This is a genomic window from Pokkaliibacter sp. MBI-7 (genome assembly GCF_029846635.1).
GTDB lineage: Bacteria > Pseudomonadota > Gammaproteobacteria > Pseudomonadales > Balneatricaceae > Pokkaliibacter.
Map to the genome: position 1 here is coordinate 1,676,005 of NZ_JARVTG010000001.1, position 16,963 is coordinate 1,692,967.

The 16,963-nt window shown below is 59.7% G+C and carries 13 protein-coding genes; 6 read left to right on the top strand and 7 right to left on the bottom strand.

Annotated elements, in window-relative coordinates:
* Window positions 1-3 precede the first annotated feature (3 nt).
* The 5 genes from QCD60_RS07530 to QCD60_RS07550 form a co-directional block, all read right to left on the bottom strand.
* Window positions 4-195: a hypothetical protein gene (locus tag QCD60_RS07530; protein ID WP_279783876.1), complete on the bottom strand. Its 192-nt coding sequence runs from the start codon at window positions 193-195 to the stop codon at window positions 4-6.
* Window positions 196-222: 27 nt separating this feature from the next.
* A complete protein-coding gene (locus tag QCD60_RS07535; protein ID WP_279783877.1) occupies window positions 223-717 on the bottom strand; it encodes a CesT family type III secretion system chaperone in 495 nt (164 codons plus the stop codon).
* Between the two features lie 182 nt (window positions 718-899).
* The gene (locus tag QCD60_RS07540) at window positions 900-2,471 is read right to left on the bottom strand and encodes an FMN-binding glutamate synthase family protein (RefSeq protein ID WP_279783878.1); all 1,572 of its coding nucleotides are present in this window, start codon (window positions 2,469-2,471) and stop codon (window positions 900-902) included.
* Between the two features lie 132 nt (window positions 2,472-2,603).
* Complete coding sequence (locus QCD60_RS07545; protein ID WP_279783879.1) at window positions 2,604-4,853, bottom strand: mechanosensitive ion channel family protein; 2,250 nt, start codon at window positions 4,851-4,853, stop codon at window positions 2,604-2,606.
* A gap of 82 nt (window positions 4,854-4,935) precedes the next feature.
* On the bottom strand, window positions 4,936-7,554 hold the full coding sequence (locus tag QCD60_RS07550) for an ATP-binding cassette domain-containing protein (protein WP_279783880.1): 2,619 nt from the start codon (window positions 7,552-7,554) through the stop codon (window positions 4,936-4,938).
* A 324-nt stretch (window positions 7,555-7,878) separates the two neighbouring features.
* Here QCD60_RS07550 and QCD60_RS07555 point away from each other — a divergent pair, with 324 nt between their 5' ends.
* From QCD60_RS07555 to QCD60_RS07565, 3 genes are read left to right on the top strand one after another with little or no spacing between them, the layout of a single operon-like run.
* Window positions 7,879-9,228 (top strand): glycosyltransferase family 4 protein, encoded by a 1,350-nt coding sequence (locus QCD60_RS07555; RefSeq protein ID WP_279783881.1) that lies wholly within the window; start codon window positions 7,879-7,881, stop codon window positions 9,226-9,228.
* On the top strand, window positions 9,216-10,391 hold the full coding sequence (locus QCD60_RS07560; protein ID WP_279783882.1) for a glycosyltransferase family 4 protein: 1,176 nt from the start codon (window positions 9,216-9,218) through the stop codon (window positions 10,389-10,391). The genes QCD60_RS07555 and QCD60_RS07560 overlap by 13 nt, the downstream gene beginning before the upstream one ends.
* Window positions 10,388-10,975 carry a histidine phosphatase family protein gene (locus QCD60_RS07565; RefSeq protein ID WP_279783883.1) on the top strand — a complete coding sequence of 196 codons (588 nt, stop codon included), beginning with the start codon at window positions 10,388-10,390 and terminating at the stop codon, window positions 10,973-10,975. The genes QCD60_RS07560 and QCD60_RS07565 overlap by 4 nt, the downstream gene beginning before the upstream one ends.
* 13 nt (window positions 10,976-10,988) lie before the next feature.
* On the opposite strand, the gene QCD60_RS07570 is transcribed toward QCD60_RS07565, so the two are convergent.
* Together QCD60_RS07570 and QCD60_RS07575 are read right to left on the bottom strand one after the other, a co-directional pair.
* On the bottom strand, window positions 10,989-11,765 hold the full coding sequence (locus QCD60_RS07570) for a fused MFS/spermidine synthase (RefSeq protein WP_279783884.1): 777 nt from the start codon (window positions 11,763-11,765) through the stop codon (window positions 10,989-10,991).
* A gap of 169 nt (window positions 11,766-11,934) precedes the next feature.
* On the bottom strand, window positions 11,935-12,597 hold the full coding sequence (locus tag QCD60_RS07575; RefSeq protein WP_279783885.1) for an NlpC/P60 family protein: 663 nt from the start codon (window positions 12,595-12,597) through the stop codon (window positions 11,935-11,937).
* A gap of 202 nt (window positions 12,598-12,799) precedes the next feature.
* Between QCD60_RS07575 and QCD60_RS07580 the strand changes: the two genes are divergently transcribed.
* From QCD60_RS07580 to QCD60_RS07590, 3 genes are all read left to right on the top strand, one after another.
* Window positions 12,800-14,302 (top strand): carboxypeptidase M32, encoded by a 1,503-nt coding sequence (locus tag QCD60_RS07580; protein ID WP_279783886.1) that lies wholly within the window; start codon window positions 12,800-12,802, stop codon window positions 14,300-14,302.
* Window positions 14,303-14,454: 152 nt separating this feature from the next.
* Window positions 14,455-15,618 (top strand): GGDEF domain-containing protein, encoded by a 1,164-nt coding sequence (locus QCD60_RS07585; RefSeq protein WP_279783887.1) that lies wholly within the window; start codon window positions 14,455-14,457, stop codon window positions 15,616-15,618.
* A 177-nt stretch (window positions 15,619-15,795) separates the two neighbouring features.
* Window positions 15,796-16,941, top strand: coding sequence for a GGDEF domain-containing protein (locus QCD60_RS07590; RefSeq protein ID WP_279783889.1), 1,146 nt, complete (start codon window positions 15,796-15,798; stop codon window positions 16,939-16,941).
* Window positions 16,942-16,963: the final 22 nt, after the last annotated feature.

The following is a 16,963-nucleotide window of genomic DNA, read 5'->3' on the forward strand; positions in this document are numbered from 1 at the left end:
GATTCAGGCCTGTTCCGGGGCGTTCGCCGGGCTGCCAGCGGCGGCGGTATCACCGGCAAAGACCTGGTGTGAACGGGGATGAAAATGTTCGAAACGGGCAGGCTTACCCGTCTGCAGCGCAACGCCGCTGCTCTGCGAAGCACCCGCTACGGGGCTGGTTGCTATCGGATTGAGGTGATTAATGGCCGTCGTCATGATGCTCTCCGGTGGTGATCGCCAAGACTACAGTCCCAGCGAGCGGCGCTGTGACAGCGACACCGGCACTGACAGGTTCGTTTTTTTACCCTGCCCGACCTGCCGGTGCAGACGAAAGGCATCCAGCTCGTCACGCACACGGCTGGCCTGCCGCAAGAGCGTCTCAACCCGCTGATCAAGCAGGTCAAACGACAGCACGTCCATATCCAGCCGGATGCTGGCCAGCAGTTGCTGCGACTCCGGGTTATAGCCCAGCACCAGCTCCCCGACCCGGCCGGGATCCAGATTGAGCGCCATGGCGAACACCAGCACATCCATATCGTGCTGGCCGTCCAGACTTTGCAGATGAATAAACAGATGCAGCATGCTGCTGCCCTGAGGCTGCCACAGCAGGCACTCCTGCCCCTGATCGTCGCTGACCACACAGCGATCATCGTCACCAAAGCGCAGCTGACCCATGCCCTTACTGGCAAGCCAGGCGGCCAGCCGTTCTCTGATAATCGTGGCGTTCAGTCCGGACATTGCTCTACCTCTGTCATGCAGGTGTGGGCTGCGTCATCGCGGCAGCCGTACCTCTTTTCAGTGGCGGTGCATCCGGGCAGGTTCCTGCTGTCAGGCAGATGGGAAGGCGGGAATAAAGATAAGTGGAGGAGCAGAACGGCCACCCTGTAGCAGGGTGGCAGCGTACAGCTCAGACGACGAGATCAGACATCGACCGTGGCGGTGATCTTGTCGATCACCTGTTCTTCCACAGCAGTGAGCGGAATGCGGTATTCAGGGCGGGTATGAACGTTGGGATACAGCTCATCCAGACGCTTGGAACGGCCGGACTCGGTCACTTCGCGGGCATGCTTGCGATTAAACTGACGAGGCTCCTTCACCCCTACCGAGTGCGCGATGATCTCCACCTCATGCATCATATTGTGGGCATAGTGCGCGACCCGTTCGGCCTTGTCGGTCGGGTCCAGTCCCTTCATCAGCTCCGGGTTATGTGTGGTAATGCCAGTGGGGCAGGTGTTCTTGTTGCATTGCAGCGCCTGAATGCAGCCCAGTGAGAACAGAAAGCCGCGCGCCGACAGCACGAAATCGGCCCCCATACACAGTGCCCAGGCCACCCCCGCCGGGGTAATCAGCTTGCCGGAGACCACCACCCTGATACGCTCGCGCAGGCCATATTCATTGAGCTTGTCGACCACCACAGGCAGGCTCTCGATGATCGGCAGGCCAACATAATCCATCAGGCTCTGCGGCGCCGCGCCGGTGCCACCATCAGCGCTGTCGATGGTGATAAAGTCCGGCGCCTTGTCGAAACCACGACGATGGATGGCCGCGAACAGATCATCAAAGAACTCGAACTGCCCCACTACCAGCTTCATACCCGTGGGCTTACCGGTCACATCACGTACCCGGCTAACCAGATCAAGAATGTCATCGACATTATTGACCTCCTCATGGCCATTGGGGCTGATGGAGTCATGCCCCGCCGGAATGCCGCGAATTTCGGCAATTTCCTCATTGACCTTGATGGCCGGCAGAATCCCCCCCTTACCGGGTTTCGCCCCCTGACTGAACTTGATCTCAAACATCTTCACCTGCTCATGACCGGCGATGGTGCGCAGGCGGTCATCAGACAGATGCCCATGTTCGTTGCGCACGCCGTATTTGGCCGTGCCAATCTGGAACACCAGATCCGCACCACCGGCCAGATGATAAGGAGACAGCCCGCCTTCGCCGGTATTCATCCAGATACCGGCTTTAGCCGCCCCTTTGGACAGCGCCGTGACGGCAGCCTTAGACAGCGCACCGTAACTCATGCCGGAGATATTGAAGATGCTTTTGGCGGTATAGGGCTGGCGGGCATAGCCTGCGCCCAGCGTCAGGTGACTGGCAGGCTCGGCCCGGCTCTCCTGCGTGGGAAAGGCGCAGTTGGCAAACATCACCGCCCCCACTCCGCTCAGGGGACGGGTAGAGCCGAAGGCCACGGTGGAATCGACATTCTTGGCTGCCCGGTACACCCACGAACGTTCCGCACGATTGAACGGCAGCTCTTCGCGATCCATGGCAAAGAAGTACTGACGGAAGAAGGTGCCCATGTGCTCGAAGAAGTAACGGAAGCGACCGATGATCGGGTAGTTATGACGTATGGTCTGGGTCGTCTGGGTGCGGTCGATAATGTACAGCGCCACCAGCCACAGCACACCGATACCCATCAGTATCATCAAACTCAGCGCGGTGACTTCCAGCGCGCGCATGCCATAGGCATCCAACCAGGTCATAGTTGTTGGCTCCTTTTTCAAGCTAATCAGGTTCTATTAACGTGTCTGGCTCTGACGGCGAGATCATGAACACGTACAACAGGGCTCGAGGGGCGACTGAATGGCTTATTCTGGGTGTTTCTGCTTCAGCCTTCAGGTAGCGTCGCCGTGCCCCTCCTTGATGTCATCGAAACGCTCATGGCGGCGTGCATCCTCAGCAGCAAGGGTCGCGGCCATCGCCGAGGCCGCAGAGACAATCTGTTGCTGCATGGGCGGCTCAATCTGTACAGTCTGACCCTCTTCGCTGGCGACGGTTCCCGGCAGTAGCACATGGACCGCACGATGGGCAAAGCTGATGCCGTTGTTCTCCAGCGCCTCTTTGACCAGACGGTAAGCTTCGCGCCGGATGACCCACTGCTCACCGGGTTTGGTGGTGAACTTCATGCGGAAAATCAGTGCCGACTCCTCCACCCGCATCACCCCCTGCGACTTCAGCGGTAACAGGAAGCAGGGCCCCATTTCTTCGTCTTCGAGCATTTTTTCGCCGACTTTCTTGACGATCTTGCGCACCTTTTCGACGTCGGTGTCATAGGGCAGACGGAACTCCAGCTTCATCGTCACCCAGTCACGGCTAAGATTCTTTACCGTAGAGATTTCACTGTAAGGAATGGTCTGTACCGCGCCCAGATGATGGCGCAGGCGCATGGAACGCAGAGCAATCTTTTCCACCGTGCCCTTGAGCCCGGCCACTTCGATGTACTCGCCACGGCGAAAGGCATCGTCAACCAGAAAGAACACACCAGAGATGATGTCCTGCACCAGCTTCTGCGCGCCAAAACCAACGGCAATCCCCACCACCCCGGCACCGGCCAGCAAGGGGCCGATCTGCACACCCACGGCATTGAGCATGCTCAGTACCGTGGTCACCACCAAAATCACCAGAATGAAGGAACGCAGCAGCGGCAGCAGGGTTTCAGTGCGACTGGCACCACCGCCTCCCCCTTCGCCTTCCAGATGAGCACTGCCATCATCGCTGTACTCATCAGGCAGATGACGCTCGATCAGCGACTGGATCATTTCCCAGGCCACATAGGCCACCAGCGCAATCACCAGCACGTCAATCACCGCCCGGCCGAGCTGGTGGGCGACGCTGTTCTCCATCATGCGCCAGGTGCCATACCCCAGCACTTCCAGCAGGGTCAGCACGGCGACCGACAACATGATCAGACGCAGACCGTTCTGCAGAATGCGGATAAAGCGCTCGGAACGGCTGCGGAAAGTGCGGCTCTGCAGAAACGGCAGAGTAATCAGCCGGCGCAGGCAGGCATTGAAGAGACGGTCTACCAGCGGGAAAGCGATGGTCAGCCACCAGGCCAGCGCGAGCTTCTGTGCCAGCCCGAAATTGCCGATAAAGACGTTGTAGCTCCACACCAGCCACAGCACGAACAGCCAGACCCCGGCCATCACCGGCCAGGCCTGCAGTACCGCCCGGCGCAGGCTGTCGGCGGCGCAGGCACTGCCGTCGTCGAACATATGCTCGAGCGCCACCCGGTTATGCAGGACACAGCCTAGTGCGATCAGGTTCATCAGCATGCCACTGACGGGTTCGAGCAGGCTGACGTAAATTTCCGGCATGCCCATATCCAGCAACAGATTGAGGCCATGCTGATTTGTCGCCGCTACCAGCGTGAAACCCAGCACCCAGCGGTGGAATGACAGAGCAGGGGCACAGGCCAGCGGCAATGCACGAATGCCGCGGGCATGGGGAGCAAAGATGGCCCGCGACAGCACCGCCACCAGACGCAGCGTTACCGCTACCGGCAGGGCCGCCAGCATCACCACCCGCATCGGGTTATCTTCTGCCACCGCACTGATGGCCCACACCCAGGCGCCGAGCGCAAAGAACACCACGCGGATCAGATCGAGGATCACCCGCAGGCCCAGATAGCCCAGCCGTGCCCCCCAGGTCAGCGACTGCACACTGCGCAGTCGTTGCTCCACCGGCAGCATACGCCAGCTGACGAGCCGTTCCAGCACGTAACCCACCACTACCATGCCAATCAGCAGCAACACCAGCTTGAGCAGCCCGTAGCTCTGATAATCGGTCATCCGCCCCCACACTGGCTCCAGCGGCGACAGGTCCGCCACAGCCTGATGTGCCTCCTGCAGGCGACTCTGGAACAGATTGGACTGATCCCGTACCTGCTGCAGCATGGTGGCGGCGCGGGCATTGGCCAGCGCGTTGTAATCCTCGGCAGTAGTGGTTGCCGCCATGGCCGGCAGGCTGAGTACCAGCGCCAGCAGTGTGGCGATCAGCATCACTGACCTGTGCTGCAGCCCTGTCATACCTGCCATCAGTAACTGCCATAGTGCTGGCTTACCGGGTCTGTACCGCACTGTCATTGTTTGCTCCTGTGATGCCACTGGCAGGCTGCAGGCCGTTTTTGCCCTGCCTGCCAGACCGGCATGAAGTCCTTGACCTGTCTTAGCCACTCAGTTTGCTGAACACCGTCCCTTCGCGACTAAGCTCGGCAAAGGTGCCCTGCTCCACCAGCTGTCCCTGCTGCATCACCAGCACCTGCTCGAAACGATCTGCCAGCTCGGCCCGGTTCAGTACCCAGATCTGCGTAGCTTCCGGATACTCCTGCAGCAGCACATCCATCATCCGTGTTTCGGCAATGGGGTCGAGGCCGGACGTCGCCTGATTGAGGATCAGAATATCCGGGTTCTTCAGCAGAACCCGCACGATCGCCACTTTCTGCCGCTGCGATAGGGTCAGACGGCTGCCGCCGGTGCCGACGTGATAATTCAGGCCGATCCCCAGCAGGATATTTTCCAGCTGTTCCGATTCGATGATTTCGCGGATCAGCTGGCCAACCCGGGTCTGCGCTCTGGCCTGACCATACGCCGGACGGCCAAACAGCAGGTTGTCCTGCACACTGAGGCCGGGGTTGTACTGATCAGGATCAAAGGGCTGGTGATTCAGCCCCAGATCACGCATGCGTTTGGCAAACAGCTGACGGGCATAGAGAATGCGCGCCTGCAGCACCTTGTCGATCAGCCCCAGACGATGACGGGCAGGCGACACCTGGAAGGTCAGCGCCAGCAGGCGTTCGACAATTTCGCCGCTGAGGCTGTCGAGGTTGGTCTGATCACGCACCTTGGTCAGCAGGGTGCGGTAGTAAGGCAAGTCTTCATAACGAATGAAACTGAAGCGTTCAAACAGCTCGGAGTTCTCATCCAGATCGGAGAACAGGTCCACCATGGTGGAGGTAAGCTCGATGCCGATACGCAGGAAGGTATCAAACAGCTCCTGATCACGCAGGAACTGCTGCAAGCCGGGCCGTCCGGCAATCACCTGATAATCCAGCTCACGGCCGATCACCACACCGAACATCAGGTTCTCAATGACGTTGAGGTTGGTGTTGTAGCGCTGTTCGTCAAACACTTCCACCAGCCCTTCGTACTCCTTCTCCTGCAGGCGCTGACGCAGTACATGGCGGGCGGCAACGATGCGCTCGATCTTCTCCTTCGGCGCGTGTTCATCCAGCTTGCCCAGCAAGCCCAGCTGAATCACATCCTGCTTCAGGTCGACCTGCTCCAATACCGACGACAGGCGCACATGGAGTTCGCTCATGGAATCCAGACCAAGCCGCTGCAGATCGGTCCAGTCCTGCTGCGGGTCATCTTCGCTGTTACCGGACAGACGGGCCTGCTGAGCATCCCAGCGCTGCTCCTCACCGTATTCGCGGGCCGCGGTATACAGACCGTAATAGACGTTGGCGCGCAGGGTGCCAGTAAAGATATGGGCGTTGTCGCTGACGTACCCCACCTTCTCGCCGATGGTCGACTGCGGCAGGCTATTCATGTCCGCCTCGGCCAGCAGCAGTTTGCCCTGGGTTGGCTGATACAGTCTGGCCAGCAGTCGCGCCAGCTCTTCCTTGCCGCTGCTGGCATTGCCGACGATGGCGATTTTTTGCCCAAGTGACAGACGGAAGTTGATACGCTCCAGCAGGTTGAACCCGACATGCTCGGCGTAGCTCAGATTGGTTGCCTGCCAGCTGCCAGCAGACATATCCAGCGGCGCAGCCGGTGCATCCTGCAGATGGGCATCGAGCATGCCGGGCGGCTGGAACTGCTCGACAATCTGCTCGTACTTGATGCGGATGTCCTCTTTGCTCTGATAATAGGTCAGCAGCTCTTTCCAGGGGTCATTCAGCTCCTTGAACGCCGCAATGGCGGTGACCAGTGCCCCCAGTGACAGCTGGCCATTGATGACGTAATAACCACCCAGCAAATAGAAGAAGAACGGCGTCACCTGAGCCAGAAAGTTATTGAGGAACTTGATGAAGAACTTACGTTTGTAGATGTCGTAGCGGATGGTGAAGATAGTGCCCAGCCAGGAGCTGATCACGGCCTTCTCATAGCGGCTGGTATGGTTGGCATGGATTTCCTGCATGCCATTGATGGAGTCACTGAGGCGATCACCCAGTTTGCGCACCGTCAGCACCCGCTCCTTGCTCAGGCGGTTAACCACCCGCTGCAGACGCGGAATCAGCCACAGCTGGAACGGATACAGTGCCGTCGCCAGCAACCCCAGCCATAACGACTGGTTAAAGATGAAGAACAGGTAGGTAATCAGCATGCCGCCCTGGAATGCGGGCAGCGCATAGGCATCACCGACAAAACCGCCCAGCGGCTCAGTCTCGGAGATCAGGATGGGCAGCATCTCGCCCTGTGACACCTTCTTGTAGTGCGGCAGCGGGAAACGCAGCATCTGCGCAAACAAATCAAAACGCAGGCGCCGCAGCATCCGCTCACCGACCACACCGCGATAGACGTTGAGGACGTACTTCATCACCCCATTGATGATGACCAGCACCAGAAACAGGGAGCACAGCAGCACCAGATACGTGAGCTGATCAATGGGAAAACCCAGAATGGTATCCGGAATGTTGGCGCCACCGATGGCATCGTTGATGATTTTCTTGGGAACTGCCAGCGTCCAGTACATGAACGGCAGAGAAGCCACCGTCAGCAGCAGGATCAGTATCTGATCGCGCCGGGTGTGCTTGAGGATGTAGCGAAATATTGATGACTCCATGTACCCGCCTGTTGACCTGACCTGGCGACCGCACCACACTTGCCGCCGAAACACTGTAAAGACTGACTGTATATAAGCTAACTATAAGAACGTGCTGACGATCTCGCGAGCTGGCAGCAATGGCTGAGAGTGGGGAGTTTTCTCAATGAAAATGAACATCCTGCCACTCTTTTCAATGCCCGATGGCCAGCGCGCACGTTTTGAGTCTGTTTACGCTCTGTACCCAAGAGCAGCCTGTGCCCGGATAGGGAAGAACCACCATCGCTGGCGAAGCTGACTGTCAGTAGGTGCTCACAGGCTCCGTCAGCTTTCGAGGAGCACTCATTGGAAACACCTAGTGATTCTGCCGCCACAGCCGGGGCAGCGGAATACCGCCCTGTCGGTAACAATATAGCCCTGATTTTAAAAGGCTACCCACGCCTGTCGGAAACCTTTATTGCACAGGAGATTCGTGCGCTGGAGCAGCGTGGTCTGAACATCCTGCTGGTTTCACTGCGTCACCCCACCGACAAACGTACTCATCCGATTCATGATGAAATCCGCGCACCAGTGCTTTACCTGCCGGAGTATCTGTATCAGGAACCCTGGCGTGTCTGTAAAGGCCTGGTAAAAAGCGTAAGACTACCGGGCTTTGCCAGTGCTGTCAGGGCTTTCCTGCGCGACCTGTATCGCGACCGCAGCCCCAACCGGGTAAGACGCTTTGGTCAGGCGCTGGTCCTCGCGGCGGAGCTGCCGCAACAATACCGGCAATTGTATGCCCATTTCATTCATACCCCAGCGTCCGTAACCCGCTACACAGCGTTGCTTTGCCAGCTGCCCTGGTCCGCCTCGGCTCACGCCAAGGACATCTGGACCCTTGAGCCCTGGGAGCTGCGGGAAAAGCTCGCTGATCTTGAATGGATTGCCACCTGTACCGGCGCCAACCATCACTACCTGCAACGTCTCAGCCCTGACCCGGACAAGGTACGGCTGGTCTATCACGGTCTCGACTTCAGTCGCTTCGACAGCCCGGCTGTCAGCCACTCTAGCCACGATGGCCGTACCGCCAGCGCCCCAGTGACACTGGTATCCGTTGGCCGGGCCGTGCCGAAAAAGGGCTACGACGTACTGCTGCAGGCGCTGGCGCAACTGCCTGCCGACCTGCACTGGCGCTTCCTGCATATCGGCGGTGGCAGTGAGCTGGATAAGCTAAAAGCTCAGGCTCAGCAACTCGGCATCGCCGGGCGCATCGAGTGGCGTGGCGCCCTGCCGCAAAAAGAGGTGCTGGAAGCCTATCGTCAGGCTGACCTGTTCGTACTGGCATCGCGCATCACGGCCGACGGTGACCGGGATGGTCTGCCCAATGTACTGATGGAAGCCCAGAGCCAGCGGCTGGCCTGTCTGGCGACAGATATTTCCGGTATTCCAGAGCTGATCATGGATGAACAGACCGGTCTGCTGGTACCCCAGCAGGATGCCACAGCGCTGACGCAGGCCCTGCAGCGCCTGATCACCACCCCGCAGCTGCGGCTGCAGCTGGGCGAGGCAGGCTATCAGCGGGTCAGGCAGGTGTTCACCATGGCACGCGGCATCGACCAGCTGATGGGGCTGTTCCAGCAGGGCACCGCCCATCCTGCCGATGACTTCACCAAGCCCGGCAACACGGCTGCGGATGCCTGTTCATGCTGCGAGTAGCCTTCTATGCGCCGCTGAAGCCGCCTGATCATCCCAATCCTTCCGGCGACCGCCAGATCGCCCGGCTGTTCATACAGGCCCTGCAGCAGGCGGGCTGCCAGGTTGAGCTCGCCAGCCGTCTTCGCAGCCGTGACGGCAAGGGCGACCTGTTACGCCAGCAGCGTATCGGGCAGGTTGCCAGTGGTCTGGCCCGACGGCTGATCCGCCGCTATCAGCGCCTGCCAGTGGCTCAGCGCCCACAGCTGTGGTTCACCTATCATCACTATCACAAGGCACCTGACTGGATTGGCCCGCAGGTCGCTGATGCGCTGAACATTCCCTACGTGATTGCCGAAGCGTCCTATTCTGCCCGCCAGCACCACGGCCCCTGGCAGCACGGTCTGGAAGGCAGTATTCGCGGTCTGCGCCGTGCCGATGCGCTGCTCTGTCTCAACCCCAAGGATCAGCCAGCCCTGCGTCAGCTGCTGGGAGAGCAGGCACCGCTGCATCGCTTTCCACCTTTTCTGGATCTCAGCCCCTACCTTCGGCTCGACACCGCGGCTGCCCCTGCACGGCAGCTCGCCAGACAGCAGCTGGGGGAACAATGGCAGATACCCGCTGACCGCCCCTGGCTGATTACTGCGGCGATGATGCGCCCGGGTGACAAGCAGGCGTCCTACCATCTGCTGGCCGAAGCGTTGCGGCAGCTGCCTGACCGGCCATGGCAACTGCTGGTGCTGGGTGATGGACTGGCCCGGACTGACATCGAAAACGATTTCCGCGGCCTGCCGGTCAGCTGGCTCGGTCGCCAGCCCCCCGAAGCCCTGCAGCCCTGGCTCAGTGCTGCTGACCTGTTTGTCTGGCCCGCCGTTAATGAAGCCTTCGGCATGGCGTTACTGGAAGCCCAGGCGTGCGGACTGGCTGTGATCGCCGGTGATGAAGGTGGCGTCGCCTCCATCCTCGCCCCCGAGGCCAGCCAGGCAGTCACCCCACGGGACAGTCAGGCCTTTGCCCGTGCTGTGGCTGCCGCACTGGATAGCGATCTTCATCAGCGTGGCCTGCAGGCTCGTCAGCATGTACTTGATCATCATGGCCTGCCCGCTGCCAGTCAGCAGCTGCAGCAATTGCTCAGCGCACTTGTGGATAAATACGCCAGTCCGGCTCAGGCAGAGGGAACAGAATGACTGTGGATATCTTACTGCTGCGCCACGGCCCCACCCTGTGGAATAGCGAGAAGCGCATTCAGGGTCGTACCGATATTCCCCTGTCTGCCGAAGGGCTCGACGCGCAGGCCGAACGCAGCCTGCCGTCGGACTGGCAGCAGGCTGTGTGGTACAGCAGCCCGCTGCAACGGGCTCGGCAAACGGCCGCTGCGCTGGGGCTTGAAGTGCAGCTGGCCCCGCTGCTGATAGAAATGGACTGGGGCGAATGGGAAGGACAACGCCTGCCGGAGCTGCGGCAACAGCTCGGCTCTGCCATGCAGACCATGGAAGACCGGGGTCTGGACCTGTGTCCGCCCGGCGGAGAGAGCCCCCGTCAGGTACAGCAGCGTCTGTATCGCTGGTGTGAAGAGCAGGCACTGCAGGCATCCCAGCTGACTGAATACCGGGTTGGCGCGGTCACGCACAAAGGGGTGATCCGCGCCGCACTGGCAGCCGCCTGTGACTGGAATATGCTGGGCAAGGCGCCGGTCAAACTGGACTGGCAGCGGGCTCACTGGTTCCGCTGGCAGCAGGGCAGGCTCAGTCTGGTACAGGCCAACTGCTGAGCAGCCAAAGCGTTTACTGTGCGCTGGGTATATTTAACCGGCTGAGCAGGCGCCCGAACGGCAGCTCCATCCTGCGCCCGGCCTGACGCATGGCATCCACCAGCTGACGGCTGGGAGCGTCAGGCGTCTGGTGCGGGAAGGCATAGACCACCACATTGCCCTCTTCCACCGGCAGCAACCAGTAACGACCGGGATAGCAGGCCTTGAACAGCTCTTCGTTCTGCGGGTGCCCGGACTGCCCACGCTGCCACTGGTTAAGCACAATGATGCCGTCACGTTTGAGCAGACGATTGCACTGATCAAGAAAGGCAGCGGTGCCCTGCGCGGAGGCCATGCCTTCTTCCAGATAGATATCCGCCAGAATCAGGTCATAGGCATCCAGCTCGGCGTTGTGGATAAACTCCACCGCATCCATCACATGTATCTGCATCTGCGGGTCAGCTTCGGGAAACTCGAAGAACTGTTTGGCGGCTTCATACACCTGACCGCGCAGCTCCACCACATCCATCTGCAACTCCGGCAGCAGGCGGCGCAGACCGCGGGGCAGCGTACCCGCACCGAGGCCCAGTACCAGCGCCCGTTTGGGTCTGGAGTGGAACACGCCCGTCATCAGCATCGCCTGCACATAGTCGTATTCCACCCAGTCAGGGCGGTGAATCAGGATGCAGGCCTGCTCGGTTTCCAGCTCCTCACCAAAACACAGAAAGCGGTAAGGGCCAGCTTCGACTACCCGAATAACACCCCAGGCGTCATACGCGCGCCATATTTCACGTTCATTGGTGGCCAGCATCTGGGTATTCCGCAGAAAAGAAGAGAAATCAGAAAGGAAAGTCGCACATTCTATACTGACCGCAGTCCGGCAGCGAAGTCAGTCGCCGTGGTGCAATCATGAAAAAAACAAGGCAGGTCGATCCGCCTGCCTTGTCATTGTCCCGCCCACCGCCTGTTCAGGCGCCAGCTCAATTGGATACCAGCACCGGGCCGATATGCGTCCCTACCGCTACACCGCCCAGCGTGGCAGGTACCAGCTTCATCGGACGGCCAAACACTGGGTTCTTACCCCAGAAATTGGGTACCGGGCGCTGGCTGGTGCGGCCCGCTGTGGAAGAGGCATCCCATACCCACACCCGGCCCTGACCATCGATATGGGAGAACACCGCAACGTGCGTCTCATAGCCCTGACTTTTCGGGTCAAAGAAAATCCAGTCGCCTTCACGCAGCTGCACCATGTCGGTCAGCGGATAGGTGTTGTATTTGTACAGGGCATCTGCGGTGACATCACCTTCCAGTTTGCTCTGGTAACGGAAGCCACGCAGCCCCAGCTGTGAATAAGACCATACCAGCAGCCCTGAACAGTCAAACCCGCGTGAGGGTGACTGGGCCCCCCAGACGTACGGCTTACCGACCTGAGTGCTGATGGTTTTGATGATCGATAACTGTTCCTGAGGCTCCAGCGGCACCTGCTCGTACTGCACCCCGTGGATAAGTTTGCCCGGATTACTGCTCGCGACGGGCTTGGTCTGATTGCCACTGCAACCTGCCAGTACCGCCGCCAGCACCAGTATCAACCACCCCTGAAATCGTGCCAAAGGCGTCCCACTGATCCTCGCCCAGACCTGCATAATACTTCCCCTAAACCTTCAATCCGCCCCTGCCACCGGGGTAATTCCATTTCCCGGCGAATGCCCACTGCCGGGTCACATGCTCCTGGGAGCCATTTCACTGCTATTTACGCTAGTATTTCAGCCCATGCCTGAGCGCGATCACGTCACCACCCGGTACGTTGCCGCGCTCTCCCTGTCTTGTCCTGATCAGGAAGTACCCATGACCAAGTCCTCCACGCCCGAGAGCATGTTGCCTCTGCAAGGCCTGTTCCAGCGCCAGCACCACTTTCAGCATCTGCTGGCCATGGCCCACTGGGATCAGGCGACGATGATGCCCGATCACGGTGCCGAGGCCCGCGCCGACGCCATCGCCGAACTGGAAACCCTGTGCCATCAGCAGCTGACTGCACCACAGGTGGAGGAATGGCTGAATCAGGCGGCACAGGATAGCACGCTGGATGCCAAACAGAAGGCCAGTCTGCGTGAAATGCAGCGCCAGTGGCGGCAGGCGGCGGTATTACCGGAACAGCTGGTGAAGGCACAAAGCCTTGCCGGTGCCCGGTGTGAACATGCCTGGCGTGAACAGCGCAAGGCCAACGACTGGCAAGGCTTTGCCGCCAATCTCAAGGAAGTGGTGGCACTGTCACGGGAAGAGGCGCAGATCCGAGCGGCAGCCACCGGCAGCACGCCTTATGAAGCGCTGATGGAGCTGTATGAGCCCGGCATGAACTGTGCCCGCATCGACAGCCTGTTCGGAGACATGAAGACCTGGCTGCCGGGCATGATCCATGACGTGGTGGAGAAGCAGCGCAGCCTCAGTATCGTGCAGCCACAACCGCCTTTTTCTCCGGCGGCACAGCAGCAGCTGGGGCGGGCGGTCATGGCGCTGCTGGGATTCGATTTCCATGCTGGCCGTCTGGACATCTCCGCCCATCCGTTCTGCGGTGGGGTACCTGAAGATGTCCGTATCACCACCCGTTACAGCGAGCAGGATTTTACCCAGAGCCTGATGGGCATCGTGCATGAGACCGGCCATGCCCGCTACGAGCAGAATCTGCCTGCAGACTGGCTGAAACTGCCGGTAGGTGCGGCGCGCTCCATGGGTGTTCATGAGTCACAAAGCCTGTTCTTCGAGATGCAGCTGGGCCGTCATCCGGCCTTTCTGGCACGTATCCACCCGCTGATCGGTGAGCATCTGGGCCAGCGTCCCGGGATGGACCTGGCTAATCTGCAGCGTCTGTACAGTCAGGTGGAGCCGGGCTTTATCCGCGTCGATGCCGATGAAGTCACCTATCCCTGCCATGTCATCCTGCGCTATGAAATCGAACGGGATCTGATGAATGGCACGCTTGAGGTCGAACATATCCCCGAGCGCTGGGATGCCGCCATGCAGCAGTACCTGGGGCTTTCTACCGCAGGCAACTACCGCAATGGCTGCATGCAGGACATTCACTGGACCGACGGCTCTTTTGGCTACTTCCCCAGCTATACCCTCGGTGCCATGATTGCCGCCCAACTGGCAGCCAGTGTGCGCGATCAGCTGGGAGATATCGGTGAACTGATCGCGCAGGACCGGCTGGCCGAGGTGTTCGGCTGGCTACGCCAGCATATCTGGCAGCAGGGCAGCCTGCTGGAAACCAGCGAGCTGCTGCGTCAGGCCACCGGCGAGGACCTGTCAGCGCGCTTCTTCAGGGCTCACCTGCAGGCCCGCTACCTCGGCTGACCCTGTGAGGTACCGGTCAGCGCAGGCTGGCCGGAGCCAGATAAACCAACTGGTCGAGAAAAAGTACCTGCCTCTGCCCGGGACAGGTATCATCGTGCCGGCATGACCGCGCCGTGTCCGACGGCATGTGAGCTGGCTTATCGGAGAATGGTTTGAACTGGATTGATGTCCCCTCGCTGATGCTCGTCACCCTGTTTGCTTCGCTGGTTGGGATGGCCATCTTCAGTACCCTGTGGCACACCTTCCCACGGGAAAAGAGCTTCCCTCTGCTGGCCGCCTCGAATCTGGCCTGCCTGACGGGCATTGCCACCATGCTGCTGCGACCCGTAACAGGGACACCAGTCAGTGCCATCAGCGGCAATCTGCTTCTGCCCTGCGCCTTCCTGCTGACCGTGGCTGCCTTCAGGCAATTACAGAATACCCGTATCGCCCGCTGGCCCTGGCTACTGCCACCGCTGCTGGTCACCGTAATGTGTGTGATCGGTTTCGAGCCGGAGATGCTGGGCCTGCGTGGCCAGTGCTATTCTCTGGTGGCCATGCTGATCAGTGTCATCCTGCTGGCGGACTGCTACCGGCTGCGTACCCGGGCCCGCGGGCTGGGCATGATCCTGCTGGTGTGCATGGGCATCGTCGAGCTCTGGGTCAACCTGATCAGGATCATACTGATCGAAATGTATCCCCAAACCAGCGTGCTGCAGCAGCACCCGGGCACGGTGGTGATTTACCTTGGTGGCGTGATCTATCTGTTCCTGCAGCCACTGGCCTTCCTGCTGATGTATCAGCAGCAACTGCATCAGCGTCTTCAATACCGGGCCGATCATGATGGTCTGACCGAACTGCTCAACCGCCATGCGTTCATTCGTCAGGCCAGCAACCTGCTCCGGCAGGCACAACAGCAGCAACAGCGGCTGTCACTGGCACTGATTGATCTGGACTGGTTCAAGCGCATCAATGACAGCTACGGTCATCAGGCAGGCGATGCGGCGCTGGCACACTTTGCCGGGCTGATGACACATGAACTGCACAATGCGACCGGATCGCAGAATATTCTGCTAGCCCGGGTAGGTGGCGAAGAATTTGCAGCGTTGTGGTTAGGCCTCAGTGCCAAAGAAGCCAGTCTGCAGATGCATCGCCTGCGCAATGTACTGGCCCAGCATCAGCTGGAATGGGATGGCGTACCACTGACGGTTACCTTCAGCTGCGGGTTGGCTGAACTGGCGGCAGAGCAGCAGACCTTTGATGAGCTGTACAGCAGTGCCGACCACCTGCTGTACCACGCCAAGGATAATGGCCGGGACTGCCTCAGCCTCGGCTGAGGCCGAACCTTAACCGGCCTTACAGGCAGCACCTAAGTACAGTGGTGACTGCCGGTCAGCAATGGTATTAATAGCGCTCGCGTCTAAAAAACGCTGAACTGTACATCAGCCGGTCATAACGCCCGGCTAACCTGACCACAGTCCTCCGCCAAACGCTGTAATGGAGTGGGATACACCTTGAACTGGCTCGACCTGCCAACCCTGATTGCCGTCAATGTCTTTGCCAGTCTGGTGTTTATGGGCATTTTCTTTTCGCTCTGGCGCTACCACCCGGAAGAAAGCAGCTTTATATGGCCCTTCTGCTCCGGCCTCAGTCTGTTCACCGGTATCTGCATGTTCCTGCTGCGCCCCTGGCTGCATGATCTGATCAGTATTCTGGTGGGTAATATTGGCATTCTTTACGGCCATATTTTTATCCTGACGGCGGTCCGCAGCCTGTATCGCCAGCGTCTGTATGGCGTGTACTGGCTGGTGCCGCTGCCGTTGCTGCTGGCGCTGCTGGTTTTCACCTTCGTTATCCCGTCCATGAGCTACCGGGTCATAGCCTTCTGCCTTTCTGCGATTGTCGTCTCCGCCCTGCTGCTTGCTGATCTGCGTCTGGCCTATCGGCAGGGCCATCGCCTTGGCAGTATGACCCTGCTGGTTGCCGCGCTGACCGACCTGCTGGTACAGAGTGGCCGCATTATCCTGACACTGGCCTACCCACTGGATGGCCAGCTGTTTGATGCCAATCCCGGTTCATTACTGGCACTGATCAACGGCCTGTCCTATCTGGTACTGTGCCCGCTGGGTTTCATGATGCTCTACAACGAGCGCCTGCAGGGCCAGCTGAAACAGGAAGCCACTCATGACCATCTCACCGGCCTGCTCAATCTGCGGGCCTTTCTGACGGAAGCAGAGCAACTGCTGCAGTCGCCACGACGCCAGGCCATCACACTGGCACTGATTGATCTGGACTGGTTCAAAAAGATCAATGACAACTATGGTCATCAGGCGGGAGATCATGTGCTGGAGTACTTTGCCCAGCTGCTGAGCATGACGCTGCACGGCTCCGACGCCTGCATCGGACGGGTCGGTGGAGAGGAGTTTGCGGTGCTGTGGCACAACGACAGCGAACAGGCCCGCGAGGGGCTGGAGCGACTGCGCCAGCATCTTCAGCATCAGCCCCCCTACTGGGAAAGACAGGCCATCGCCCTCACCTTCAGCTGTGGCATGGTCAGTCTGGGGCCAGAGTGCAGCACCTTCGACAGCCTGTACCGCGAAGCCGACCGCCAGCTCTATCAGGCCAAGGAAAATGGCCGTAACTGCCTGAGTATGGCTTAACCTCATTGCCGTCCGGGGCGCA

Bases quoted from the DNA above. Each gene is read 5' to 3' on its own strand.
- QCD60_RS07575 (WP_279783885.1), bottom strand. From the start codon at position 12,597: ATGCAGGTCTGGGCGAGGATCAGTGGGACGCCTTTGGCACGATTTCAG.
- QCD60_RS07580 (WP_279783886.1), top strand. From the start codon at position 12,800: ATGACCAAGTCCTCCACGCCCGAGAGCATGTTGCCTCTGCAAGGCCTG.
- QCD60_RS07545 (WP_279783879.1), bottom strand. From the start codon at position 4,853: ATGACAGTGCGGTACAGACCCGGTAAGCCAGCACTATGGCAGTTACTG.
- QCD60_RS07550 (WP_279783880.1), bottom strand. From the start codon at position 7,554: ATGGAGTCATCAATATTTCGCTACATCCTCAAGCACACCCGGCGCGAT.
- QCD60_RS07530 (WP_279783876.1), bottom strand. From the start codon at position 195: ATGACGACGGCCATTAATCACCTCAATCCGATAGCAACCAGCCCCGTA.
- QCD60_RS07535 (WP_279783877.1), bottom strand. From the start codon at position 717: ATGTCCGGACTGAACGCCACGATTATCAGAGAACGGCTGGCCGCCTGG.
- QCD60_RS07565 (WP_279783883.1), top strand. From the start codon at position 10,388: ATGACTGTGGATATCTTACTGCTGCGCCACGGCCCCACCCTGTGGAAT.
- QCD60_RS07570 (WP_279783884.1), bottom strand. From the start codon at position 11,765: ATGCTGGCCACCAATGAACGTGAAATATGGCGCGCGTATGACGCCTGG.
- QCD60_RS07540 (WP_279783878.1), bottom strand. From the start codon at position 2,471: ATGACCTGGTTGGATGCCTATGGCATGCGCGCGCTGGAAGTCACCGCG.
- QCD60_RS07560 (WP_279783882.1), top strand. From the start codon at position 9,216: ATGCTGCGAGTAGCCTTCTATGCGCCGCTGAAGCCGCCTGATCATCCC.